26 protein-coding genes and 2 pseudogenes are annotated in these 23505 nt (G+C 62.8%); 9 read left to right on the forward strand and 19 right to left on the reverse strand.

What is annotated here, in order from left to right:
- Nucleotides 1–159: 159 nt before the first annotated feature.
- The 6 genes from FJV77_RS17475 to FJV77_RS17500 all read right to left on the reverse strand — a co-directional run bounded on the left by FJV77_RS17475 (nucleotide 160) and on the right by FJV77_RS17500 (nucleotide 6104).
- A complete protein-coding gene (locus FJV77_RS17475; protein WP_142868018.1) occupies nucleotides 160–996 on the reverse strand; it encodes a GNAT family N-acetyltransferase in 837 nt (278 codons plus the stop codon).
- Nucleotides 997–999: 3 nt separating this feature from the next.
- Complete coding sequence (locus FJV77_RS17480; protein WP_185970368.1) at nucleotides 1000–1746, reverse strand: aspartate/glutamate racemase family protein; 747 nt, start codon at nucleotides 1744–1746, stop codon at nucleotides 1000–1002.
- Between the two features lie 2 nt (nucleotides 1747–1748).
- Complete coding sequence (locus FJV77_RS17485) at nucleotides 1749–2567, reverse strand: ABC transporter permease (protein ID WP_142868020.1); 819 nt, start codon at nucleotides 2565–2567, stop codon at nucleotides 1749–1751.
- 1 nt (nucleotide 2568) lies between these two features.
- Nucleotides 2569–3480, reverse strand: coding sequence for an ABC transporter permease (locus FJV77_RS17490; protein WP_142868021.1), 912 nt, complete (start codon nucleotides 3478–3480; stop codon nucleotides 2569–2571).
- Nucleotides 3481–3691: 211 nt separating this feature from the next.
- Nucleotides 3692–4981 carry a PotD/PotF family extracellular solute-binding protein gene (locus FJV77_RS17495; protein ID WP_142868022.1) on the reverse strand — a complete coding sequence of 430 codons (1290 nt, stop codon included), beginning with the start codon at nucleotides 4979–4981 and terminating at the stop codon, nucleotides 3692–3694.
- A gap of 34 nt (nucleotides 4982–5015) precedes the next feature.
- Complete coding sequence (locus FJV77_RS17500; RefSeq protein WP_142868023.1) at nucleotides 5016–6104, reverse strand: ABC transporter ATP-binding protein; 1089 nt, start codon at nucleotides 6102–6104, stop codon at nucleotides 5016–5018.
- Between the two features lie 264 nt (nucleotides 6105–6368).
- On the opposite strand from FJV77_RS17500, the gene FJV77_RS17505 reads away from it, so the two are divergent.
- A complete protein-coding gene (locus FJV77_RS17505) occupies nucleotides 6369–7082 on the forward strand; it encodes a GntR family transcriptional regulator (protein WP_142868024.1) in 714 nt (237 codons plus the stop codon).
- A 2-nt stretch (nucleotides 7083–7084) separates the two neighbouring features.
- Here FJV77_RS17505 and FJV77_RS17510 read toward each other — a convergent pair whose 3' ends face one another.
- The gene (locus tag FJV77_RS17510; RefSeq protein ID WP_142868025.1) at nucleotides 7085–8314 is read right to left on the reverse strand and encodes a GNAT family N-acetyltransferase; all 1230 of its coding nucleotides are present in this window, start codon (nucleotides 8312–8314) and stop codon (nucleotides 7085–7087) included.
- Between the two features lie 92 nt (nucleotides 8315–8406).
- On the opposite strand from FJV77_RS17510, the gene FJV77_RS17515 reads away from it, so the two are divergent.
- The gene (locus FJV77_RS17515; protein ID WP_142868026.1) at nucleotides 8407–9465 is read left to right on the forward strand and encodes a polysaccharide deacetylase family protein; all 1059 of its coding nucleotides are present in this window, start codon (nucleotides 8407–8409) and stop codon (nucleotides 9463–9465) included.
- Nucleotides 9466–9477: 12 nt separating this feature from the next.
- On the opposite strand, the gene FJV77_RS17520 is transcribed toward FJV77_RS17515, so the two are convergent.
- Nucleotides 9478–9693 (reverse strand): DUF2842 domain-containing protein, encoded by a 216-nt coding sequence (locus FJV77_RS17520; RefSeq protein WP_142868027.1) that lies wholly within the window; start codon nucleotides 9691–9693, stop codon nucleotides 9478–9480.
- Between the two features lie 152 nt (nucleotides 9694–9845).
- Here FJV77_RS17520 and FJV77_RS17525 point away from each other — a divergent pair, with 152 nt between their 5' ends.
- Nucleotides 9846–10937: a COX15/CtaA family protein gene (locus FJV77_RS17525; RefSeq protein ID WP_142868028.1), complete on the forward strand. Its 1092-nt coding sequence runs from the start codon at nucleotides 9846–9848 to the stop codon at nucleotides 10935–10937.
- On the opposite strand, the pseudogene FJV77_RS32940 reads toward FJV77_RS17525, so the two are convergent.
- From FJV77_RS32940 to speB, 3 genes and pseudogenes are all read right to left on the reverse strand, one after another.
- Nucleotides 10927–11055: pseudogene (locus FJV77_RS32940) on the reverse strand (3'-kinase); the annotation flags it as partial. The gene FJV77_RS17525 and the pseudogene FJV77_RS32940 overlap by 11 nt on opposite strands.
- A 90-nt stretch (nucleotides 11056–11145) precedes the next feature.
- Nucleotides 11146–12072 (reverse strand): N-acetyl-gamma-glutamyl-phosphate reductase, encoded by a 927-nt coding sequence (gene argC, locus FJV77_RS17535; protein WP_142868029.1) that lies wholly within the window; start codon nucleotides 12070–12072, stop codon nucleotides 11146–11148.
- A gap of 30 nt (nucleotides 12073–12102) precedes the next feature.
- The gene (gene speB / locus FJV77_RS17540) at nucleotides 12103–13104 is read right to left on the reverse strand and encodes an agmatinase (RefSeq protein ID WP_142868030.1); all 1002 of its coding nucleotides are present in this window, start codon (nucleotides 13102–13104) and stop codon (nucleotides 12103–12105) included.
- 277 nt (nucleotides 13105–13381) lie between these two features.
- Here speB and FJV77_RS17545 point away from each other — a divergent pair, with 277 nt between their 5' ends.
- Nucleotides 13382–14434: a glycerophosphodiester phosphodiesterase family protein gene (locus tag FJV77_RS17545; protein ID WP_142868031.1), complete on the forward strand. Its 1053-nt coding sequence runs from the start codon at nucleotides 13382–13384 to the stop codon at nucleotides 14432–14434.
- A 219-nt stretch (nucleotides 14435–14653) separates the two neighbouring features.
- Here FJV77_RS17545 and FJV77_RS17550 read toward each other — a convergent pair whose 3' ends face one another.
- Nucleotides 14654–15526 (reverse strand): aldo/keto reductase family oxidoreductase, encoded by an 873-nt coding sequence (locus FJV77_RS17550; RefSeq protein WP_142868032.1) that lies wholly within the window; start codon nucleotides 15524–15526, stop codon nucleotides 14654–14656.
- Nucleotides 15527–15620: 94 nt separating this feature from the next.
- On the opposite strand from FJV77_RS17550, the gene FJV77_RS17555 reads away from it, so the two are divergent.
- Nucleotides 15621–16580: a LysR family transcriptional regulator gene (locus FJV77_RS17555; RefSeq protein ID WP_142868033.1), complete on the forward strand. Its 960-nt coding sequence runs from the start codon at nucleotides 15621–15623 to the stop codon at nucleotides 16578–16580.
- Nucleotides 16581–16780: 200 nt separating this feature from the next.
- Here FJV77_RS17555 and rpsI read toward each other — a convergent pair whose 3' ends face one another.
- The 5 genes from rpsI to FJV77_RS17580 form a co-directional block, all read right to left on the reverse strand.
- Complete coding sequence (gene rpsI, locus FJV77_RS17560) at nucleotides 16781–17263, reverse strand: 30S ribosomal protein S9 (protein WP_142868034.1); 483 nt, start codon at nucleotides 17261–17263, stop codon at nucleotides 16781–16783.
- Between the two features lies 1 nt (nucleotide 17264).
- Nucleotides 17265–17729: a 50S ribosomal protein L13 gene (gene rplM, locus FJV77_RS17565; RefSeq protein ID WP_142868035.1), complete on the reverse strand. Its 465-nt coding sequence runs from the start codon at nucleotides 17727–17729 to the stop codon at nucleotides 17265–17267.
- Nucleotides 17730–17985: 256 nt separating this feature from the next.
- Nucleotides 17986–18384, reverse strand: coding sequence for a type II toxin-antitoxin system HicB family antitoxin (locus FJV77_RS17570; protein WP_142868036.1), 399 nt, complete (start codon nucleotides 18382–18384; stop codon nucleotides 17986–17988).
- 20 nt (nucleotides 18385–18404) lie between these two features.
- On the reverse strand, nucleotides 18405–18596 hold the full coding sequence (locus FJV77_RS17575; protein WP_142868037.1) for a type II toxin-antitoxin system HicA family toxin: 192 nt from the start codon (nucleotides 18594–18596) through the stop codon (nucleotides 18405–18407).
- Nucleotides 18597–18646: 50 nt separating this feature from the next.
- The gene (locus FJV77_RS17580; RefSeq protein ID WP_142868038.1) at nucleotides 18647–19102 is read right to left on the reverse strand and encodes a PaaI family thioesterase; all 456 of its coding nucleotides are present in this window, start codon (nucleotides 19100–19102) and stop codon (nucleotides 18647–18649) included.
- A 176-nt stretch (nucleotides 19103–19278) separates the two neighbouring features.
- Between FJV77_RS17580 and FJV77_RS17585 the strand changes: the two genes are divergently transcribed.
- Nucleotides 19279–20094, forward strand: a complete 816-nt coding sequence (locus FJV77_RS17585; RefSeq protein ID WP_142868039.1) for an enoyl-CoA hydratase — start codon at nucleotides 19279–19281, stop codon at nucleotides 20092–20094.
- Between the two features lie 3 nt (nucleotides 20095–20097).
- Nucleotides 20098–20520 carry a VOC family protein gene (locus tag FJV77_RS17590; RefSeq protein WP_142868040.1) on the forward strand — a complete coding sequence of 141 codons (423 nt, stop codon included), beginning with the start codon at nucleotides 20098–20100 and terminating at the stop codon, nucleotides 20518–20520.
- A 27-nt stretch (nucleotides 20521–20547) separates the two neighbouring features.
- On the opposite strand, the pseudogene FJV77_RS17595 reads toward FJV77_RS17590, so the two are convergent.
- A pseudogene (locus FJV77_RS17595) lies at nucleotides 20548–20759 on the reverse strand (IS630 family transposase); the annotation flags it as partial.
- A gap of 21 nt (nucleotides 20760–20780) precedes the next feature.
- The gene (locus FJV77_RS17600; RefSeq protein WP_142868041.1) at nucleotides 20781–21089 is read right to left on the reverse strand and encodes a hypothetical protein; all 309 of its coding nucleotides are present in this window, start codon (nucleotides 21087–21089) and stop codon (nucleotides 20781–20783) included.
- 429 nt (nucleotides 21090–21518) lie between these two features.
- On the opposite strand from FJV77_RS17600, the gene FJV77_RS17610 reads away from it, so the two are divergent.
- Nucleotides 21519–22040 (forward strand): CoA-binding protein, encoded by a 522-nt coding sequence (locus FJV77_RS17610; RefSeq protein ID WP_142868042.1) that lies wholly within the window; start codon nucleotides 21519–21521, stop codon nucleotides 22038–22040.
- Between the two features lie 182 nt (nucleotides 22041–22222).
- The gene (locus tag FJV77_RS17615; protein WP_142868043.1) at nucleotides 22223–23503 is read left to right on the forward strand and encodes an O-acetylhomoserine aminocarboxypropyltransferase; all 1281 of its coding nucleotides are present in this window, start codon (nucleotides 22223–22225) and stop codon (nucleotides 23501–23503) included.
- Nucleotides 23504–23505: the final 2 nt, after the last annotated feature.

The following is a 23505-nucleotide window of genomic DNA, read 5'->3' on the forward strand; positions in this document are numbered from 1 at the left end:
AGACAATTCTACTTAGGCGGCGCCCACCAGTTTCTTGCCCCACCAGTTTCTTGCAGAGTCGATCGTCCATAGCGCGCCGGTTCCCAAAACCAAAGCCGCCAGCTGCGCGGCGCGAAGAAACGCAAGCGCCTCGCCAAGCCTGTCGGACTGCGCCCGGATCTACCCTAACTCCAGGGTCGTCACGCCAAATATTCGGCGCGAGTCGACCTTCGGAGGCGTGCCTTTGTACATGCGGGTGGTGGTGAAGGTCGGCCTGAAACCAATCGCTGCAAGCGCCGTAGTGAAATCGATATTGTCGGCTGGAACGTCGATATGCAGGTCGCCGCCTTCGCATGCACAAGCCAGACCGCCCAACAGTTGCATCGCGGTCTCGGTGTCGTCGGCAAACAGCGGGCCGATCTTGTAACCCGAACGGCAGCGACGAGCCACGGCGTAACCAATAGTACCGAGTGAACTGATCGCGGCGAACCCGACATGCGGTGGCTGCGACCAACGGTGCAGGAAGGCTCGCCGAGGTGCGGGGAAGCAGTGGGCGTCATAGGCGATGATGTCGGGCACGAGTTGCGTGGTTATCATGCGCACCCCTTCGCTTCGGACGGGCGGGGTTGCGGTACGGCCGCTGAAGCGAATGGTTTCGTAAGCTGGCCTGAATCCCTTACGCCGATAGTTGGCCAACTGTGCTGCGACGCCGTCGAGGCCGACTGTTCGGCCGGCCAGCCTGGCCATGCCGACGCTCCACACCGCTTTGCCGTGGCCTTGGCCGCGCATATCTGGTCGGCAGATGTAGAGACCGATGAAACCGAAATTGCCGCCATAGGCGACAGCCGAGATGGCTGCGACCAACTCGTTGCCGACAAAGGCGCCGATGAAGCCTTCAGGGTCGGTTGGCTGAAACGCGGCGGCATCGTCGAGGCCGGGGTTCCAGCCTTCGGCGGCCGCCCAGTCGATTAGAACGGCCAGTTCTTGCAGCGACAGCGCACGGATGGTCGGCTTCATGGCTCACTCCGCGGCGATAGTTCCGGGCGAGAAGGATTTCAGCACGCCGCGATAGGACTTGGCCAGCGGGCTGGCATAGGCACCGCGCTTCGAGGTCGACAGCCCCAATGCGATCAGCGCCTCGGCCTGCTTGACCGCCGCGCCGACGCCGTCGATGACCGGCAGGTCGAACTCCTCCTGCAACTGGTGGGCCAGGTCGGCCATGCCGGCGCAGCCGAGCACGATGGCTTCGGCCCGGTCTTCGTCGATAGCGCGGGCGATCTCGGCGCGCAGTTTCTCGACGGCGCCGGATGTAGTGTCTTCAAGGGAAAGCACGGGAATGTCAGCGGCGCGCACGCGGGCACGCCCGGCCATGCCGTAGCGTTGCACCAGGCCCTCGACAGGTACACGCGAGCGTTCGGTGGTCGTTACGACGGTGAAGCGCTGGGCAATGTAGGAGGCGACACTGAGTGCGGCCTCACAGATGCCGATGATCGGAATGGAGGCCATGGCGCGTGCCGCGTCCAGGCCGGTATCGTCGAAGCAGGCGATGATGGCGGCCTGCGCCCCGGCACGTTCGCCGGCGGCGATCTCCATCAAAAGGCCGGGCACGGCCAATGCCTCGTCATAATAGCCCTCGATCGAGGCCGGACCCATGGCGGAGGTGACAGCGATCACCTCGGTCCAGGCGCCGGCGACGGCTCGCGCCGCTACTGCGATCGTGTGGGTCATGCTCGCCGTCGTGTTGGGGTTCACCACCAGTATCTGCACGATCACGTTCTCGCCCGGCGGCGGCCGACATAGAGGATGGCGCCCAGCGTCGCTAAGATCACCAGGAAGGAGAACACGGTGGTCACCGTGCCAAGCGCGTAGAGCACCGGCGTCGTGACATTGGTGGTCATGCCGTAGATTTCGAGCGGCAGCGTGTTGAAGGTGCCCGACGTCATCAGCGTGCGGGCGAACTCGTCATAGGACAGCGTGAAGCCGAACAGGCCGACGCCGATCAGGCTCGGCGCGATCATCGGCAGCACGACATGGGCGAAGGTCTGCCAGGAGGTGGCGCCCAGGTCGCGCGCGGCTTCCTCGTAGGCCGGCGAGAAGCGGTTGAAGACGGCAAACATGATGAGCACGCCGAAGGGCAAGGTCCAGGTCAGGTGCGCGCCGAAGGCTGATGTGTACCAGGCCGGGCGGAAGCCGACCTGCTGGAAGACGACGCCGATGCCCAACGAAATGATGATCGAGGGAACGACGAGGCTGGCGACCGCCAGGTAGAACAGCGCGGTGGCGCCGCGAAATTTTTGCCGGAAAGCGAGTCCCGCCAACAACGACACCACGACGGTGACGATCATTACCATCAGGCCGAGCACGAGCGAGCGCTTGAAGCTGCCGCCGAAATCGCCGACCGCCTGGCGCTCGAACAGATTGGCGAACCAGTGCAGCGACACGCCATTGAGCGGGAAGGTGAGGCCGCCGGTCTCGCCCTGGAAGGAGAGGATCAGGATCGCCGACAGTGGGCCATAGAGGAACAGGACGAACAGAGTGAAGAAAGCTGCCAGCACGTAAAATTCGAGGGTGCGTTTTTCGTGGCTCACCTCAAAGCTCCCGGCGGATATCGACGATGCGCAGGATGCCGGCGACCATCAAAAGCACCAACACCAGCAGAACCACCGCATTGGCGGCGGCGGCCGGATATTGCAGCAGCGACATCTGGTTCTTCATCATCAGCGCCACCGAAGCGCTCTGTCCGCCCGACATCACCTGCACAGTGGAGAAATCAGCCATCACCAGTGTGACGACGAAGATGGTGCCGATCGCCATGCCGGGCTTGGCCAGCGGGATGACGACGTTCCACAACACCTGCCAGCCGGACGCGCCGGCATCCCGCGCGGCCTCGAACAGCGAACGATCGATCCGCATCAGGGTGTTGAAGATCGGCGTCACCATGAACAGCGTGTAGAGATGCACCATGGCCAGCACGACGGCGAATTCGGAATAGAGCAGCCATTCGATCGGCTTCGGCACCAGCCCCATATGCACCAGCGTCGAATTGATCAGGCCGTTGCGGCCAAGAACCGGGATCCACGAGATCATGCGGATGATGTTGGAGGTCAGGAACGGTACGGTGCAAACCAGGAACAGCACCATCTGCATGGCCGTGGTGCGGATGTGGAAGGCAAGGAAATAAGCCACCCAGAAGCCGATGAACAAGGTCAGCGCCCACACGATGGCAGCGAATTTGATGGTGTTGAGATAAGTCTTCCAGGTCACCCAGGAGCCAAGCACGTCGGAATAGTTCGTCGTCAGGAAATCCGGATACATGGCGGCGAAGTCGTAATCCCAGAAGGATACGACGACGATCATGATGATGGGCAAAAGCAGGAACGCACCGAGGATGAGCGCCAGCGGTGCCGACTGCAGATAGGGCGTGACGGCACTGAGTGACAAACGGCCGCGCTTGCTGGGTGCGGCGGCGGCGATGGCGGGGCGTTCGAGCGCGACTGTCATCAATGCTCCCGGTGCAGGTTCGCGGTGGGGCGGGACGGCCTTTCCTTCTCCCCTTGTGGGAGAAGGTGGCCTCACGAAGTGAGGTCGGATGAGGGGTGTTCCAGGGAAAGCCAACGTCTCACTCCGCTGGAACACCCCTCATCCGTCTCGGCGCTGCGCGCCGATCCACCTTCTCCCACAAGGGGAGAAGGCGGCGGCGCGGGCTGTTCCCTTACGCCGCAATAAACTCGTTCCAGCGCTTCACCATGTAGCGGTCCTCGTCCATGACCGAGTTCCAGCAGGCGACCTTGCCCATGCGTTCCTCGAAGGAGCCGCCGTCGCGCACGGCGCCGGCCTTTTCCATGACGGTGCCGTCGGGCGCCTTGATCTCGCCCTTGGCCGGCTTGCCCTCGATCCAGTAGCCCCATTCGTCGTCGGACATGAACTTCTTGGCCGAGACCATGTTGGCGGAATAGTAGCCCTGGCGGTTGAGATAGCCGCCGACCCAGCCCGACGTGTACCAGTTGATGTATTCGTAGGCCGCGTCGAGCTCGGCGCCTTTGAGATGGGCGGCAAGGCCAAGGCCGCCGCCCCAGGAGCGGTAGCCTTCCTTGAGCGGCTGGAAGCGGCAGGCGATGCCCTTGGAGCGCACGGCAGCGACGGCCGGTGACCACATGGACTGGATGACCACTTCGCCCGATGCCATCAGGTTGACACTCTCGTCGAACGACTTCCAGAAGGCGCGGAACTGGCCGGCCTGCTTGGCTTTGATCAGGAAGTCGATCGTCTTGTCGATCTCTTCCTTGGTCATGTTGCCCTTGTCGGCATATTTGATGTTGCCGGTGGCCTCCATGATCATGGCCGCATCCATGATGCCGATGGACGGGATGTTGAGGATCGCGGTCTTGCCCTTGAACGCCGGGTCCATGATGTCGGCCCAGGTGGTGATGTCGCGGCCGACGAGGTCAGGGCGGATGCCCAGCGTGTCGGCGTTATAGATCGTCGGCACCATGGTGAACCAGTTGGTGGGGGCCTTGGCGAAGGTCTTTGAGTCCTGCGCCTCCACATAGCCGACCGTGTGCGGCGCGGTGCCCTGGGCAATGACGCTGTCGGGGGTCAGTTTGCCGGTTTTGAACAGCGGCACCAGCTCGTCGTAATATTTCAGCTTGCTGACATCCATCGGCTGCAGCACGCCGCTCGGGAACACCTTCTTGCAGATCCAGTATTCGATGTCGGCTATGTCGTAGCTGTCGGGTTGGGTCACGGCGCGCTGGGCGGCGGCGTCCGAATCGGTCGCCGTCATCTCAAGCGTGATGCCGAGGTCGGCCTTGCACTTGTCGGCGATGGCGTTGAGGTTCGAGACGCCGGTGCCGAACTGGCGCAGCGTGATGTTGGACTGCGCCCAGATGGTCGGGAAGCCGGTGATGACGCCGGAGCCGGCGGCAAGGCCGACGGCGGCGGCGCCCGTCTTGAGCAGCGAGCGGCGCGAAATGCCAGTCTTGGTTTGCGGTGTGTTTGTCATGCTTATTCCCCTGTTTTGTTTTGCTTCGTTGAATTCATGAATGAAGGCGCCCGAGGACGATGGCGTCTTCGGAATCCCAGGCGAGCGGTACGGCGTCGCCAATGGCGACGGGTTTGGCGAAGAAGTCGGAATCGTCGACGATGACCGTGAAATCGTCGATGCCGGCGCCGGCCACCGACAGCTTCACCGTGGCGCCGCGATATTCGATGTTGGAGACGATGCCGGTGAAGCCGAGGCCGGGCGAGGGTGACTCGCCGATGCGCACATGGTCGGTGCGGATCGCGATTTCGATCGAGGCTCCCGCTTCCTGGCCTTGTCCGCAGGCAGCGAGCGAGCCGCCGCCATTGACGTCGAAAACGACCATGCCGTCGCGTGCGCCGGTGACCCGGCCGGATATGACATTGTGGTCGCCCATGAAGCGCGCGACGAAGGCGGTGGCCGGGCGTTCGAACACATCGCGTGGGGGTGCCGCCTGTTCGATGCGGCCGTCATTCATCACCACGATCAGGTCCGCCAAGGCCATGGCCTCCTCCTGGCTGTGGGTGACGTGGACGAAAGTGATGCCGAGCGAGGTCTGCAATTTCTTCAGTTCGGCGCGCATGCGTATCTTCAGGAACGGGTCGAGCGCCGACAGCGGCTCGTCGAGCAGCAGCGCCTCAGGGTCGGTGATCAGTGCGCGGGCGAGTGCGACGCGCTGTTGCTGGCCGCCGGAAAGCTGCGCGGGGCGGCGCGTCGCATAGGCCTCCATCTGCATCAGCTTGAGCATGTCGAGCGCCTTGGCGCGGCGCCTTTCCTTGTCGACCCCCTTCATCTTCAGGCTGAAGGCGACATTGTCGATGAGGTCGAGATGCGGGAATAGCGCATAGGACTGGAACATCATCGCCGTGCCCCGCTTGGCGGGCGGCAGATCGGTGACGACTGTGTTGCCAAGCCGGACATCGCCCGACGAAATGCTCTCGTGGCCGGCGATCATACGCAGCGTCGAGGTCTTGCCGCAGCCCGAGGGGCCCAGCAGGCAGCAATAGGTGCCCGCCGGTATTTTCAGGCTGATGGCCTCGACGGCAGTCGTCATTCCGTAGACTTTCGAAACGGACACGATGTCGATCTCGGCGGCTTTGGACATTCAGACTTCCCTGTTTGGTCGCATTAACCAAAGCATCATGCGTGCCAATTTCGCGGTTAACCGCCAAGCGGTTGAATTGTCTGAAAAATCAGGCTTCGGCAGCGCTGCCTATCCGGCGAGCTTCCTTGTGCATTGCACAAATTTTGGGCGATTGTGCGCGATTTGCACAAGAATCGTATGCAATCTTTTTTAGCTTCGTGTCCACATTGCCTCTCGTGCGCAGACGACGAGTCGCGCTAGAAGGGGGCGGGAACCATCATCGCCATGAACATTGCCGACCAGATCTATTCCGCAGCCGACAGCGCCAATCAGGATCGCGCCCAGGCGATCCGCGACAATCTGCGCGACGCCATCGTCGACCGGCGGCTGGCGCCAGGTACCAAGCTGTCGGAAGGCGAGGTCGGCACGCTGTTCGACGTCTCGCGCACCGTCGCGCGCGCGGCGCTGCAGATGCTGTCCTTCGAGGGGTTGGTGCGTACCGAGCGCAACCGTGGCGCCTTCGTTGCCAACCCGTCGCCCGAGGAAGCACGCCAGGTGTTCGCCTCGCGCCGGCTGATCGAGCCGGGCATCGCGATCGCTGCTTGCGGGCGGGTCACAGCCGCCGATGTCGCCGCGTTCCGTGCGCAACTCGACGAGGAAGGCCGCTTCATCGCCGAGCGCGGCCCGACCGCGAGGCGGTCCGAAATCAAGGCATCGGGCGATTTCCATCTGCTGCTCGCCTCAGTCGCCGGCAATGCCATCCTGCAGCGCTTCATGGAGGAACTGGTGGCGCGTTCGTCCCTGGTCATCGCCCTTTACGGACGGTCTGGCGTTTCGGCCTGCGGGCATAGCGAGCATACGGAAATTGTCGGCGCGCTGGAGAGGAGCGACTCCGGCTTGGCAAGCCGACTGATGCTGCACCATATCGACCACATAGAAGCAGATCTCGACCTGCGAGTCAGGGCCGGTCCCGCGCTCCGCGAAGCTCTCAATTTTTGACGCTAGTTTTCGTCGTCCGTGGAAGTGGGCGCTGCCTGTCCGGCCGCCTTGCGGCGTAGCATCTTGGTCAACTTCCAGATCGTCGGGCTGTTCTTGATGAAGGCTTTCGCCCGCGCGCCTTCCCGCAGCCCCGACGCGAGGGCGCGTCCCCTCAGTGTCAAGGGCGCCAGCACCTCGAAATGCTGGGTCTCGATATCGCACCAGAGGCGCTTGTAGGGCTCGTCGCCGACCGAGAAATCATAGACTTCGAAACCCGTCTCGCAGGCTTCCTGGATGTTGTCGAAGAACAGGAAGTCGCCGGGGCTGGTGTGGCCGAGATCGTCCTCGGCAATGGCTCCGAATTCGCAGATCAGGCGTTTTCCCGAACGGCTCGAGCCGGTGATGGCGCGCAGCTTGCCGGCGACCTCAAGCCCATGCAGCACGAAGGCCGGTTTCTCCTCGGCCAGCGCGCCGGCGAACAGGGTGCGGAAGAAAGCACGCACCTCCGGTTCGCCGAAGACATTGGCGATGCCCATCTTGGCGAAGCGGAACTCCTTCATCTCGAAGAAAGCAGCGAGCAGCCTGTCCACCTCATCCGGTGTCCGCGCTTCGATGCGGCGATGACTGCCGACAGCCTCGAACTTGCGCGTTTGCGAACGGTGCTTCTTGCGCTTGCGCTTGCCGCTCGCGCGGGAGAGCAAAGCATCGAAACCACCATCGAGGTCGACGGCGAGCGACAAATTGGGGCTGGGGAAATGCGCGAATGCCGCCAACGGATTGGCAATGCCATCGAGGTCGGGCAGCAGCCTTTCCAGCGCAATGAGGTCGATGTCGGGACGCGCCTTGCCGATCGCCGTCACCAGCCTGCGGATCGCCCCGGCATCAGTCTTTGCCAGCCAGGCTTCATCGGCGGCGGCGAAATTGCCGTTGGCATGACGTCCGCCCATGAAGCGGGCGACGCGGAATGGACCAGTTCGCGTGATTTCCAGTGCCAGCGAGAAGACCGGCCGGTCCTCGATTTTCAGCGTGGCGACGACGGCATCCGGATTGGCTTGCGCTGTCCATGCACGGGCCCAGGCGACGCTCTGCGCCGGCGCAAACAGCGCGGAACGGCAGAATTCGCCGTAAGAGGCGAGCGCGGCAGCGTCGGCGACCGACACCGACAGGCTGGTCCGGTCGGCAGCCATTGCGCGCGCGGACGCCTTGCTTGCGGCGAGCCGATTGCCGTCAAATGACGCGGTGGCGTCAACCATACCTCAATCCTTAAGGCGTATTCGTCGCGATCAGGGAGTTCGCGTCGGTGCGTTCCGTGCTTGGATTGAGCCTAGGCGCAAAAGGTGAATGAATGATCGACGGCGGGGAGGCAGTTCGGAAACTGGCGCTTAACATCGCCCGCTTTACCGGCCTTGCACCGCTGGCCAAGCCTTTCGTCGGCGGCATCGGCGCCATCCTGATGCTGCACCGGGTCACCGCCACGCCGGAGAAGCCCGACGGCGTCAACCGTCATCTCAACATCGCCCCGCGTTTCCTCGACGCTCTCGTCGCCGACATGAAGGCGAGGGGCTATGCCTTCGTCACGCTCGACGAGGCGATCGAGCGCATCAAGGCCGGCGGCAAGGACGGCCAGTTCGCCACCATCACCGCCGATGACGCCTATCGCGACAACATGACCGAAGCGCTGCCGGTGCTGGAAAAGCACGACGCGCCGATCACCATCTATGTCGCGCCGGGCCTGATCGACGGCAGCGCCGATTTGTGGTGGGACGTGGTCGAGGACATCGTCAACGCACGCGACCGGCTGACGCTGGCGACGCCGAAGGGTCCGGTTTCGATCGACTGCTCGACCCACGGCAAGAAGCTCCAGGCCAATGCGCGCCTGCACGCTTACCTGACGCTTGAGGTGCGCGAGGAGGATCAGCGCGCCGCGCTGCGCGATCTCGCGCGCTCGAACGGCATCGAACTCGATGGCCTGCGCTCAAGCACGCTGATGAATTGGGACGATATACGCGCCATGGCCGGGCACAGGCTGGTGACGATCGGCGCGCATACGGTCAACCATCGCAATCTGAAGCGGCTCGACGAAGCCGATGCGCGCCATGAGATCGGCGACGTCAGGCGCCAGCTGCAGGCGCAGCTGGGCGAAGAGCCGCGCCATCTCGCTTATCCCTATGGCTACGCCAGCGCTGTCGGCTGCCGCGAAGTGGGCTTTGCCCGCGACGCCGGCTACGCCTCGGCGGTGACCACTCGACATGGCGTACTGCATGCCGAGCATGCCGGCTTCCTGCACGCGCTGCCGCGCATTTCGGTGAATGGCCGCTACCAGAGCGTCGCCCACATCCGCACCATGTTGTCGGGCGTAACGACGCCGCTGGCCAATGCCGGCAAAATGGTCGTGACAATTTAGCCTGGGCGCTTTTCAGCCTTTCGGCCGCGGCTCCAGGATCAGCCATTTGATGATGCCCATCGCCGGCAGCACCCAGAACAGGCCGCTGAACAGGAAGAACAGGAAATGCACCAGCGGGCCGGATTCCGATAGCTGCGCCACCGCTATGATCGACGCGACCAGCGCATAGATGATGACCAGCGCGACCAGCAGGAAGGTTCCGATCAGCTTTTTCAGGCGGATGGGCATGAGGCGTTCTCGTTGATCGCCTTCGCTTAGGCCCAACCGGGCGCCTGTGCAACCCGCCAGTTGCGGCGCGACGGCGTGCCGCGCCGTCCGGTCTTGTCAGCCGGGTTGGGATGGTTCACCAATCCGCCACTTGCAACTGCCGGGACCAGCCCATGGCCGCCATCTCAGCCGCCACGCCTTCTATGGATCGCGACCGCGATCTCTCCAACCGGGCGCTGGTGCGCGGCTGGCTCTATGTCGTGCTTTTGGTGCTGTTTGCGCTGGTGCTGGTCGGCGGCGCCACAAGGCTCACCGAGTCCGGCCTATCGATCACCGAATGGAAGCCGCTCCACGGTGTGATACCGCCGCTCAACGACGCCGAGTGGCAGGAGGAATTCCAGCTCTACCAGAAGATCCCGCAATATGCCGAGCTCAACAACGGCATGAGCCTCGACGCCTTCAAGTCGATCTTCTGGTGGGAATGGGCGCATCGCATCCTCGCCCGCAGCGTCGGACTCGTCTTTGGCTTGCCGCTGCTGGTTTTCTGGGCGACGCGCCGCATCGAGCGCGGCCTTGGGCCAAAACTGCTCGGCATTCTGCTGCTCGGTGGTCTGCAAGGCGCCATCGGCTGGTGGATGGTGGCCTCCGGCCTGGTCGACCGCGTTTCCGTCAGCCAATACCGGCTGGCAACGCATCTGACGCTTGCGGCCCTGATCTTCACCGCCACCATGGTCGTCGCGCGCGGCCTGGCGCCGCATTCGGAGCCTGCCGCCGATCGGTCGACGCAGCGGCTCGCCGGCTTCATCGTGCTGTTGGCGCTGGTGCAGATCTATCTCGGCGGTCTGGTCGCCGGCCTCGATGCCGGCCTGAGCTACAACACCTGGCCGATGATGGACGGCAAGATTGTCCCCAGCGACCTGCTTCTGCTCGAACCGGTCTGGCGCAATTTCTTCGAGAACCCGAAGACGGTGCAGTTCGTCCATCGGCTGGGGGCCTACACGGTCTTTGCCGTCGCGCTTTGGCATATGATCGCGACACGCCGGCGGCTGCCAGGCACGACGCATGCGCGGCGCGCGACGCTGCTGTTCCTGCTGGTATTGGTCCAGGCCTCGATCGGCATCGGTACGCTGTTGATGCAGGTGCCGCTGCACATGGCGCTGACGCATCAGGCTTTCGCGCTTGTCCTGCTGGGTTTTGCCGCCGCGCACTGGCGCGGCACCAAGGGCGCCTATCCGTTGCCGCACGAGATATCAGTCAGAAGCTGAGCCGTACCTTCCGCACCGCCTCTGCGACCGCCAGCTCGCGAGTTTCGTCGACTCTATTGCCGTCTTCATGATGCCATGCGGCCGACAGGCAACCCCAGGCGATTGCGTGGTCCAGAATTCCAGAAAAAGTGTGAGCGGTTTTTCGTCCGGAATTGCTCCAAACAAAGCGATTGAGCGGTCCGCGGTTTCCACGAAACGGTGAAACGCTCTAGAGGCCGAGCATCAGGTCCATGTTCTGCACAGCCGCACCTGAAGCGCCCTTGCCGAGATTGTCATAGACGGCAATCAGCAGCGCCTGCGCCCTATCGTCATTGGCAAAGACATAGACCTTCATGCGGTTGGTGCCGTTATAGACCTCCGGATTGATCTCCGGCATGCGCTCCATATGCGCATAGGGCGCCACTTCGACCACGCCGCCCTTGATGGCGGCGAAATGGTCGGCGATAGCGGCGTGCAGTTCGGCCCCGGTCGGCACATGGTCGAGGCCGCCGAGCTGCAGCGGCACCACCGTGATCATGCCTTGGGCGAAATTGCCGACCGCCGGCTGCATGATCGGATCGTGCGACAGCTTCGCATAGGTCCTGAGCTCCGGCACATGCTTGTGCTGCAGGGTCAACCCATAGGGCAGGAATTCCGAGGCATCCTCGCCCTGGGCGACATACTCCTCGATCATCGGCCGGCCGCCGCCCGAATAGCCCGAAATGCCATTGACCGTCACCGGGAAGTCCGGCGGCAGCAGGCCTGCCGCCACCAGCGGCCGCAATGTTGCGATCGGTCCTTGCGGCCAGCAGCCGGGATTGGCGACGCGCTTCGCTGTGGCGATGGTCTTGGCTTGTCCCCGGTCCAGTTCGGCAAAACCGTATTCCCAGCCCTCGGCGACGCGATGCGCGGTCGAGGCGTCGATCACCTTGGTGGTGTCGTTGGCAATCAGCGACACGCTTTCCTTGGCGGCCGCATCCGGCAGGCACAAGATCGCGACATCGGCGGCATTGAGGAATTCGGCGCGTGCCGCCGTTTCCTTGCGGCGCTCGGTCGGGATCGAGATGATCTCGAGATCGCCGCGCTCGGCCAGCAGCGCCCGGATCTGCAGGCCGGTGGTGCCGTGTTCGCCGTCGATGAAGATTTTCGGTTTCATGGTCCTGCCAAATTCCGTTCTAATTCAAACCTAGATGCCCTGGCCGTGGTTCGCCGCGCCATGGTTGCCGTTGTTCAGCTCTTCGGCCCTGGCCTTTCGTTCGGCCACCAGGCCGAGATAGTGCATGGCCACCATCGAACCGGCGATCGCCGTTATATCGGCGTGATCGTAGGCCGGCGCAACCTCCACGACGTCGGCGCCGACGATATCGACCTGGCCGAGCTGGCGCAGCGTCGACAATATCTTGGCCGAGGACGGTCCGCCAGCGACAGGCGTGCCGGTGCCGGGAGCGAAGGCCGGGTCGAGGCAGTCGATGTCGAAGGTCAGGTAGGTCTTCCTGCCGCCGGTGCGGTCGACGATGGCGTAGGCGATATCGGACGCCCGCATTTCCTCGATCTCGTGGCCGTAGAGAATTTTGATGCCGAATGTATCGGGGGCATGCGTGCGGATGCCGATCTGGATCGAACGGTCTGGATCGATGATGCCCTCATTGACGGCGCGGCCGACGAACGAGCCATGGTCGATGCGCTTGCCGTCGTCCGGCCAGGTGTCCTGGTGGGCGTCGAACTGCACCAGCGCCAGCGGCCCGTGGATGGCGGCATGCGCCTTGAGCAGCGGCCAGGTGACGAAATGGTCGCCGCCGAGCGAGAGCAGGAAAGCGCCCGATTTCAGGATCTTCGCCGCTTCGCGCTCGATCGTGCCGGGCGTCTTCTGGTGATTGCCCGAATCGAGCAGGCAGTCGCCACAGTCTACGACAGCCAGATGCTCGAACAGGTCGCGTGAGAACGGATATTGCGGATCGTTGTCGAGGATCGCCGAAGCGCGGCGGATCGCCTGCGGCCCGAAGCGAGCGCCCGGCCGGTTGGTGACGGCGGCGTCGAAGGGAATGCCCCATACGACCGCGTCCGCGCCCTTTACATCCTTGGTGTATTTGCGCCGCATGAACGACAGCGCGCCGGCATAGGTCGGCTCGAAGGATGGCCCCGTCTTGGAGCGGGCGGTGAAGGCGTTGTCGATGGTCTGGTTCGCCATTACGGGTCCTCTTTGTTCATCGGGCTGCCACAACTACAGAACCGGCACGCAAGATGCCAGTCACAGCTTGGCGAAACGACGTGGCGCTCTCCCGGGGCGACACAGGATTTTGTCGCCAAGGCGCAAGGCCCTTCTCGATCCTGCTCTGGCGCGCTGCTGGCATGGTTTCAGCACGACTTTGTTGCAGCGGCGCGACAATCCACTAGCCGGCTTCGTTCACCGGCCTGTCACTGACGTCGCCTATCCCCGGGGTCGATCCGGCAAGGAGCGATTCTCGATGCGGACCATCTGCCTTCTGTTTTGCGCAGCACTTGCCGCCTTCACTGGCCAGGCCTCGGCAAGCGAAACCCGCGCCAGGCAAATCCTCGACCGCTTCGAGCACGCCAACCAGTGGCGCGACCATGTCATGGTCGCCGCGCACCGCGCCGGCAGCATGCAGGCCGGCAAGACGCTCTATGCTGAAAATTCGCTCGCCGCCGTCGAAGGCGCCATCGCCATCGGCGCCGAGATCGTCGAGGTCGACATCAGGCGTTCGAAGGATGGCGAGTTCGTCGTCATGCATGACAGCTGGCTCGACCGCACAACCACTTGCAAGGGCGAGGTGGTCAATTACACGCTGGCTGAGCTCAAGCGCTGCAGGCTGGTGGTCGAAGGCACCGGTGCCGTCACCAATGAGGCGGTTTCCACGCTGCGCGAAATGCTGCTGGCGACCAGGGATCGGATCCTGATCAACCTCGACAACAAGCTCGATGTCCAGGCGCTGCCAGGCATGATCGCCATTGCCCGCGATCTCGGCATGGCCGAACAGGTGATCGTCAAGGAGAACCTGTGGAACCGGCAGCGGATCGACGTCGTCAAGGGGACGCTCGATGCTGCCGGCGGCGGCTTCCAGTTCATGCCGATCATCGCCGACGACGCGGTGCATGACGCTGCCTTTGCCGAGCAGGTCGGCAAGGCTTTTGCGCCGGGCGCCATCGAACTGATCAACTGGCGGGCAGGGGCGCAAACGCTAACTGAGACCGGCGGCCCGCTGTTCAGCACTCGCATGCGGGCGGTGTCGGTGCGGGGCGGCTGGCACATCTGGGCCGACACCTACGCCATCGTCAACAAGCCGGGCGGCTTCCTCTCCGGCGGCCGCGGCGACGAACTGGCGGTCGCGGCCAGCCTGCCGGCCGAGACGTACGGTTTCTGGGCCGAACGCGGCGCCACCATCATCCAGACCGATGAGCCGAAGGTTGCGATTGGCTGGCTGGTGGCAAATGGGTTTCGTGTGCGTTACGCGGATGATCCGCGGCCGGCCGAGCCGGCGAATACGGCGAGTATCAACTAGAAATTCAACGCCGGCGCTGCACCCCCACCCGGCGCTACGCGCCGACCTCCCCATCGAGGGGAGGTAGGAGTCGCGGCAATTCTGCGCTCGACTTTGCTTTGTCGAATTATCGAAGAATCGGAGCATCGGCTGAATGTAAAGCGCGACCTCCTACCTCCCCTCGATGGGGAGGTCGCGCCGAAGGCGCGGGTGGGGTGACAGCGCTGCCCGCAAAAAGCCTCACGCCGCTTTCGCCACCCCATCCAGCTCCCGCAAAACCTCATCCGACAGCTCCAGTTCCGCCGCCGCCAGGTTCTCCCTCAAATGCCCGACTGACGATGTCCCCGGGATCAGCAGAATGTTCGACGAGCGCTTGAGCAGCCAGGCGAGCGCAACCTGTAACGGCGTGGCGCCGAGCCGCACCGCGACGTCCGACAAAGTCGACGACTGCAATGGGCTGAAACCGCCGAGCGGGAAGAACGGCGTGTAGGCGATACCGTCGCGTGCCAATTCGTCGATCAATCCGTCGTCATCCCGATGCGCCAGATTGTACTGGTTCTGCACGCAGACGATCTTGGCGATCCGGCGGCCTTCCTCGACTTGCGCGCGGGTGACGTTGCTCAAGCCGATATGACGCACGAGGCCCTTGCGCTGCAGCTCGGCGAGCGCTGTCAGTTGCGCCTCGATCGAGCCCTCGGCCGGGCCCATCGGGCTGAACATGATGCGCAGATTGACGACGTCCAGAACCTCAAGTCCAAGGTTCCTGAGATTGTCGTGCACGGCTTGCTCAAGCTCCTTGGGCGAATAGGCAGGCAGCCAGGAGGCATCGTTGCCGCGCCGCGCGCCGATCTTGGTGACGATGACGAGGTTTTGGCGGTAGGGCGCCAGCGCTTCGCGGATCAGCAGGTTGGTGACGTGTGGGCCATAATAGTCGGAGGTGTCGACGTGGTTGACCCCCGACGCCGCCGCCTCGCGCAACACCGCTATGGCCGCGTCATGATCCCTAGGCGGACCGAACACGTGAGGGCCGGCAAGTTGCATGGCGCCATAGCCGAGACGCTTCACGGTGTAGCTGCCGAGGGTGAATGTGCCGGATTTGTCTAGACTGGACATGTGCTTCTCCTTCGCTGTCGGCGAGTGAGATAGGACATTGCCGCTGTCCTGATAACCGGGTATAATCGGCACGACCTGTGCGGAAATAAAAACAATGGCGACTGATCTCAACGATCTCCAGGCATTTATGGCCGTGGCACGCGCCGGCGGCTTTCGCGAAGCGGCTCGCGTGACGGCAGGCAGCGCGTCAGTGCTCAGCGAAGCCATCCGTCGTCTGGAAACCCAACTTGGTGTGCGGCTCTTCAATCGTACCACGCGCAGTGTCGCCCTGACCGAGGCAGGCGCCAGCCTGCTGGCGCGTCTTGGGCCCGCGCTGGGTGAGGTGGAGGCCTCGCTCGACGTCGTGAACGGCTTTCGCGACAGACCAGCCGGGACCTTGCGCCTCAATGTGCCAATCAGCGCCTCGCGGCTGGTCCTGCCAAAAATCGTTCCGGGATTTCTCGCGGCCTATCCGGCCATCCGGCTGGAGGTGATTGCGGAGGAGAACTTTGTCGATTTGCTAACGGCCAGTTGCGATGCCGGCATCCGCTACGACGAGCGGCTGGAGCAGGATATGATCGCCGTGCCGATCGGCCCCCGTGTCCAGCGCTTCACCACCTCCGCCTCTCCGGCCTATCTTGATCGGCACGGCCGGCCGCAACACCCGCGTGACCTGCTTGGCCATGCGTGCGTGCGTGGTCGCTTTCCCAGCGGGGTCATGACGCCTTGGGAATTCGAGCGCGACGGCGAGGTGGTGCGGGTCGATCCCACCGGACCGTTGGTCGTCAGCATCGGTGGCGGTGTCGATCTCGCCGTCGATGCGGCAATCGCTGGCGTCGGAATTCTGTGGCTCTTCGAGGACTGGGTGCGTCCGCATTTCGAGAGCGGTGCGCTAGAACCCGTGCTGGAGCCGTGGTGGCAGGAGTTTTCAGGCCCGTTCCTCTACTATCCCGGGCGCCGTCTGGTGCCAGCGCCGCTGCGCGCCTTTATCGATTACATCAAGTCGGCCACACCACGGTCGGCGCCGTCACCCGACCCGGCGCTTCGCGCCGACCTCCCCATCGAGGGGAGGTAGGAGGTTGCGCCAGCGCCGCGGTAGAACAATCCGTCCTGATCAGCTTAAACCAGGCCAATCGTCCGGCTATTGAAGCGCGGCGCCCTACCTCCCCTCGACGATGGGAAGGTCGCGCCGAAGGCGCGGGCGGGGTGACTGCCGAGACCCAAAACAAAAAGGCCGCCCGGAGGCGGCCTTTTCGACATGGAAATTCGTAGCGCTTAGCGCTTCGAGAACTGGAAGCTGCGGCGGGCCTTCGCCTTGCCGTACTTCTTGCGCTCGACGACGCGGCTGTCGCGGGTCAGGAAGCCGCCCTTCTTGAGCACGGCGCGCAGCGTCGGCTCGTAATAGGTCAGCGCCTTGGAGATGCCGTGACGAACCGCACCGGCCTGGCCGGACAGACCGCCACCGACAACGGTGGCGACGATGTCGTACTGGCCGGCGCGGTTAGAGGCGATGATCGGCTGGTTGAGGATCATCTGCAGGACCGGACGCGCGAAATAGGTCGCGAATTCCTTGTCGTTGACGATGATCTTGCCGGAACCCGGCTTCACCCAGACGCGCGCAATGGCGTTCTTGCGCTTGCCGGTGGCATAGGCGCGGCCCGACTTGTCGAGCTTCTGGACATGGACGGGAGCAGCCGGCTGCGTGTTGGTGTTGCCGGTAGCCGTTCCGAGTTCTGCGAGCGAGGAAAGCTCAGCCATCTTACGAAGCCTTCTTGTTCTTGGCGTTCAGCTTGGCCACGTCGAGGGTGACGGGCTGCTGGGCGACATGCGGATGTTCCGTGCCTGCATAGACGCGGAGGTTCTTCATCTGGCGACGGCCGAGGGGGCCGCGCGGGATCATGCGTTCGACGGCCTTCTCGACGACACGCTCGGGGAAACGGCCCTCGAGCAGCTGGCGCGCGGTACGCTCCTTGATGCCGCCGGGGTGACCGGTGTGCCAGTAATAGACCTTGTCGGTGAACTTCTTGCCGGTGAACACCACCTTGTCGGCATTGATGACGATGACGTTGTCGCCGTCGTCGACATGCGGGGTGAAGGTGGGCTTGTGCTTGCCGCGAAGATGATTGGCGATGACAGTGGCGAGACGGCCGACGACGAGACCCTCGGCGTCGATCAGCACCCACTTCTTCACCACATCCGCAGGCTTCTGCGAAAAGGTTGCCATGGTTTTCTGCTTTCGGTTAGGACCTGCCCCAATGATGGAGAAGGCGTTTCTTGTTGCTTGGATTGGCAAAAGGCACTTGCCCGCCGCCAATAACAAAACGGCGGCCTTTGCGGCCGCTGCTTCGAGAAGGCTTATAGGCGAGGGGACTTTTCGCGTCAAGGCACAGGAAAAGTCTGTTTGCGCGTAAAATATAGCAAAAACAAAGGCTTAAATAAAAGGTATTATTTTACCACATCAGGCCGGCGGTTCGACAAGGCTAATGCTTGGCTTCGATTTCTTTTCGCGCTGCGCTGGAGAGGAATGCCGACCGTGTTATGCCGCGCTCGCGTGCCGCAGCGTCGATCGCTCGCAACACGCCACGCTCGAAGGTCACATTGGCTCTGACGACGGCGCTGTCATTGTCGATAAGCGGCACCGAAACCAGATAGCCGCCTTCTGCGAGCGCGTTGCGGATATCTGGAAGCGCGAGGATCGCTTCGTGGCTCGACGGCTCAGGAACGGCCATATCTTCCGCCCACAATTGAAGAGCCTCAACAGCATTTGGCACGATATCTTCCGCTTCATCCGCAGCTGAAAAGCAGCCGGGGATATCGGGAAAGCGGATGCCGAATGCACTGTCGGGGTCTTTGTCGACCAATGCGAAGTAGTTCTTCATGGCGGTCTCTCCGGTACGCTTCAACCCGTTCTTATCCAGCCTGCCTGCTTGGCGATTGCACGAGCGGTACCGATTGGCAGATCCTTCTCGGGATGAGGAACAATCAATACAATCGGACCCTTGCGGAATTTGTGATGCGAGCCTCGCACAGAGATCAGTTCGAAACCCTCATCCTTGAGGCGCTTTACGATCTTGCGGCTGTCGCGTTCCAACAAACGTCACCTATGCGCATATATATACACATCGAATGAAAATTCAATCGTCAGGATGGTGCCCGCTTCGGCGGGATCGAATAGGTGCCAGTGGCATGAGCCACCGTGTGCCCGTCCGGTCCGGCGACGATGTCGATATCGAACACCATCAGGCTCTTGCCCAGCTTCAGGATGCGGCAATGGCCGTCGATCGGCCCCGCCTCGGCCTTGCGGACAAAGTTGATATTGAGGTTGGTGGTCACCGATAGGGCATCCGGTCCGGCGTGGCTGAGCACGCAGACATAGCCGCCAATGTCGGCCAGCGTGAACAGCGACGGACCCGACACCGTGCCACCGGGCCGCAAATGCCGCTCGTCGGCATTGAGCCGCACCGTGCAGCCGCCCGGGAACACATCCAGCGCTTCATAGAAGGTGAACTCGTCGTTGAGCTGCGGGTAGACGCTGGCCATCACCGCATTGACTTCAGCCGCCGTCAGCACCGGTTTGAGATTGTCCTGGGCGGGCATGTCGGTTTCCCCTTGGCATCTGCGCCTGTATGAACGTGGTCCGGTGCCTGTTGCAACCGTCGCCGATGGCGTCAGATCGGTGCGTCGCTTGTGCCAGCATCGGTTTCAAGGTGTTGGACGATCGGAGATCGCATACTAGATTGTAGTCATCCAACTCGACTGGGGAGAAGCGGCCCATGGCCGAAATCGTCGCGATCAAGCCGCCCGAAGGTCCGGTCGTGGCCCGGCTGGACAAGGGCGTGCTGCGCCTGACACTCGCCAATCCGCCGGCCAATGCCTTGTCGCTGTCCGTCATGGCGGCGCTAAGCGCCGAACTCGAGCGCGCCAAGACCAACAAATTCATCCGCGTCGTCGTCCTGGCGGCGTCCGGAAAAGTGTTCTGCGCAGGCCACGACCTCAAGGAAATGACCGCGCGCCGCGCTGACCCGGACAAGGGCAGGGGGTTCTTCGAGCAGACATTTTCGGCTTGTGCTGCCCTGATGCAGGCGATCGTGCGCCATCCCCTGCCGATAATCGCTGAAGTCGATGGTCTCGCCACCGCCGCCGGGCTGCAGCTGGTTGCCAGCTGCGACCTCGCCATTGCCTCGCACGAGGCCACCTTCTGCACGCCGGGCGTCAATATCGGCCTGTTCTGCTCGACGCCGATGGTGGCTTTGTCGCGCAACGTCTCGCGCAAGCACGCCATGGAGATGCTTCTGACCGGCGAGACCATCGACGCGGCAACCGCCAAGGAGTTCGGCTTGGTCAACCGCGTCGTGCCGCGCGAATACCTGAATCAGATCGTCACCAAATACGCGCAAACCATTGCTTCCAAATCATCTTTGGTGATCAAGACCGGCAAGGAAGCCTTTTACGCGCAGGCCGAAATGGGCTTGGCCGACTCCTATGCCTATACCGGACGCGTCATGGTCGAGAACATGCTGGCGCGCGACGCCGAGGAGGGCATCGGCGCCTTCATCGGCAAGCGCAAGCCGGAATGGCCGGAAGACTAAAACATGGAACCGCGCATCTCGATCATCACCATCGCCACCGACGATCTCGACCGCGCCGTGCGCTTTTACGAGGCGATGGGCCTGAAGCGTCACGCCGGCATTACCGACGGTGTCGCTTTCTTCCAGATGGGGGGCGTCATTCTCGGTCTGTTTCCACGCCAAAGCGCCGAAGAAGATTCAGGCGTCACCTTCGCCAAGGCGCCGTCGGCGGTCTACCTCGCCTACAACACCCGCTCCGACGCCGAAGTCGACGAGGTACTCGCCATGGCGGAAAAAGCCGGCGGCAGGATCGTCAAGCCGGCGGGGCGCGCCTTCTGGGGCGGCTGGTATGGCTATTTCGCCGATGCCGACGGCCATGTCTGGGAAGTCGCGCACAATCCGGCCTTTCCGATCGCGGAGGACGGCACTATCTCGCTGCCGGACTGACGGTTCGACGTGGCCACCCGTCAGCAGCTAGTGGATGGAATCTAACACTTGGTGCCGCGCTTATGACGGCTGCGATGATCTCGTCAGAGTCGGCGGTCCATGCGAACTGTTTTGCTTTTTTTGGCGGTTGATGGCGGCATGGAGGTCGACGACGGAGTTGAAGACGCCACACTGAGACGGCGCCTCGACAGCTTGGCGAAGAAGCCCCCGACGGCGTGGAGCCACGAGCATGAAGTCGGCGTGCGGTCGAGGGCCTGGATCTACACGCTTCCGTAGGCTTCAAAGTGCTCTACCGAGGACGATTCAATCATCTCCTGCTCGTCACCATGATAGACAAGCGTGGCCTGCCAGTTCGGGCCGAAGGCCCTCTCGACAGCCTCGATGTTCTCCCACACCATGAACATGCAGAACGTCCGTTGGCCGCTGCCTGGCATCGGCCTACCGGGGTGGTGTGCGACCAAGCCTGGCTGCGCCATCAGCCATGGTAACGAAAGACGCTCGACCCGATCTTGCCAGTCGCTTTCGCGGCCGGCCAGGACCGTGCCCCGAAATATCCGAATGATCGGCATGCTTCCTCCTCCTCTAACTGATGCTTCTCTCGCCATAGGTTATGCTCTTTTTGCCGGAATCATAATCTTTCTGTCGGGATTCGAATCTCTTCTCCGCTGCTAACCATAAACAAAATCAACCGTTTACAAGAAAGGCCGCTACCATCATCCACACTGGCAGCCGGCAATGGCGTAGCCGCACCACGTGCTGTCATTCCGGGCCTTCGAACGCCACCGCCAACACAGGAGCGGCAGGCCGCGAGGGCCTTCTCCAGACTTTCTACGCGGGTACCAAGCGTCAGGGCTTCGCCACTAGCGCGTGGCTGTTCCGCACCAGCCGCTTCGGCCTCGATCCGATCGATCTTCAAGACACCGACCATTTTGCATGATGCGCGATTTCTGCGGCGATCCGGATGGCTTTCTCGCCGAAGCGCTGTATGAGGACGAGGCATGAACCACGACGCCTACGACAATGCCTATATCGGCGGCATCCTCAATTCGGTGAAGACCATAGCCATGGTTGGTGCGTCGGCCAACGACGTCCGGCCGAGCTTTTTCGTGCTGAAATATCTGCTGGCCAAGGGCTTTTCGGTGTTTCCGATCAATCCGGGGCAGGCCGGCAAGGAAATCCTCGGCCGCATGACCTATGCCAGCATTGCCGATCTCCCTGAACCGGTCGACATGGTCGACATTTTTCGCGCCTCGCCGGCGGTGCCCGGCATTGTCGATGAGGTGCTTAAGCTCGATCCCTTGCCGAAAGTGATCTGGATGCAGCTTGGCGTGCGCGATGACGAAGCGGCTGCGCGTGCCGAGGCGGCGGGGATGAAGGTGGTGATGAACCGCTGCCCCAAGATCGAATATGGCAAGCTGTCCGGCGAGATCGGCTGGACCGGCGTCAACTCCGGCGTCCTGTCGTCCAAGAAGCCGCTGATGCGGTCGGGATTCCAGAGTTTCGGCGTGCGCCAGAAGTGATGTGCGAGAACGCCGGCGGACGCATTGCGGCTCAGGCAGAATATTATTCCGGGAAGAATTGGATTTTCCTGCGCGTTCATCGCAGATGATCCGCCGAAAGGTATTTTCTTCTTTGCATTCGTGACCGCGCTTCGCCAAGAATGCCCGGCGATTTTCAGAGGATTCAGGAGAGGGAGGTTTCGATGACCCGTACGCCCGGTTTCAACACGCTCGCCGTCCATGCCGGCGCCAAGCCAGACCCGGCGACGGGAGCGCGCGCAACGCCGATCTACCAGACGACCTCTTTCGTCTTCGACGATGCCGACCATGCCGCCTCGCTGTTCGGGCTGAAGGCCTTCGGCAACATCTACACCCGCATCATGAACCCGACCCAGGCGGTGCTGGAGGAGCGGATCGCGGCGCTCGAAGGCGGCACGGCCGCACTTGCCGTCGCTTCCGGCCATGCCGCGCAGGTGATCGTGTTCCACAATCTCATGCGGCCCGGTGACAATTTCGTCGCCGCAACAAGGCTTTACGGCGGCTCCATCAACCAGTTCGGCCACGCCTTCAAGAACTATGGCTGGGAGGTACGCTGGGCCGACACCAACGACATCTCGACCTTCGAGAGCCAGATCGACGACAAGACCAAGGCGATCTACATCGAGAGCCTGGCCAATCCGGGCGGCGTCTTCGTCGACATCGAAAAGATCGGCGAAATTGCCCGCAAGCACGGCCTGCCGCTGATCGTCGACAACACGCTGGCCTCGCCGTATCTGGTGCGGCCGATCGAGCATGGCGCCGACATCGTCGTCCATTCGCTGACCAAATTCATCGGCGGTCACGGCAATTCGATCGGCGGCGCCATTGTCGACGGCGGCACCTTCGACTGGTCGAAATCGGGCAAGTATCCGATGCTGTCGGAGCCGCGCCCCGAATATGGCGGCCTCGTCCTGCACGAAACCTTCGGCAATTTCGCCTTCGCCATCGCCGCGCGCGTGCTCGGCCTGCGCGACCTTGGCCCGGCGATCTCGCCCTTCAACGCCTTCCTGATCCTGACCGGCCTGGAAACCTTGCCGCTCCGGATGCAGCGCCACTGCGACAATGCCGTCACCGTCGCCGGCTGGCTGTCCAACCATTCCAAGGTCGCTTGGGTGAACTATCCCGGTCTGCCCGGCGACAAGAACAACGCGCTGCAGAAGAAATACTCGCCGCAGGGAGCGGGCGCCGTGTTCACCTTCGGCCTGAAGGGTGGCTATGAGGCTGGCGTCAAATTCGTCGAGGCGCTGGAACTGTTCTCGCATCTGGCCAATGTCGGCGACACCAAGTCCCTGGTCATTCACCCGGCCTCGACCACGCACCGCCAGCTTTCCGACGAGCAGAAGGTCAAGGCCGGTGCTGGGCCGGACACGGTCCGGCTTTCCATCGGCATCGAGGATGTCAACGACATCGTCGCCGATCTGGAACAGGCGCTGGCCAAGGTCTGATC

Source organism: Mesorhizobium sp. WSM4306, assembly GCF_007003975.1.
Classification (GTDB): domain Bacteria; phylum Pseudomonadota; class Alphaproteobacteria; order Rhizobiales; family Rhizobiaceae; genus Mesorhizobium.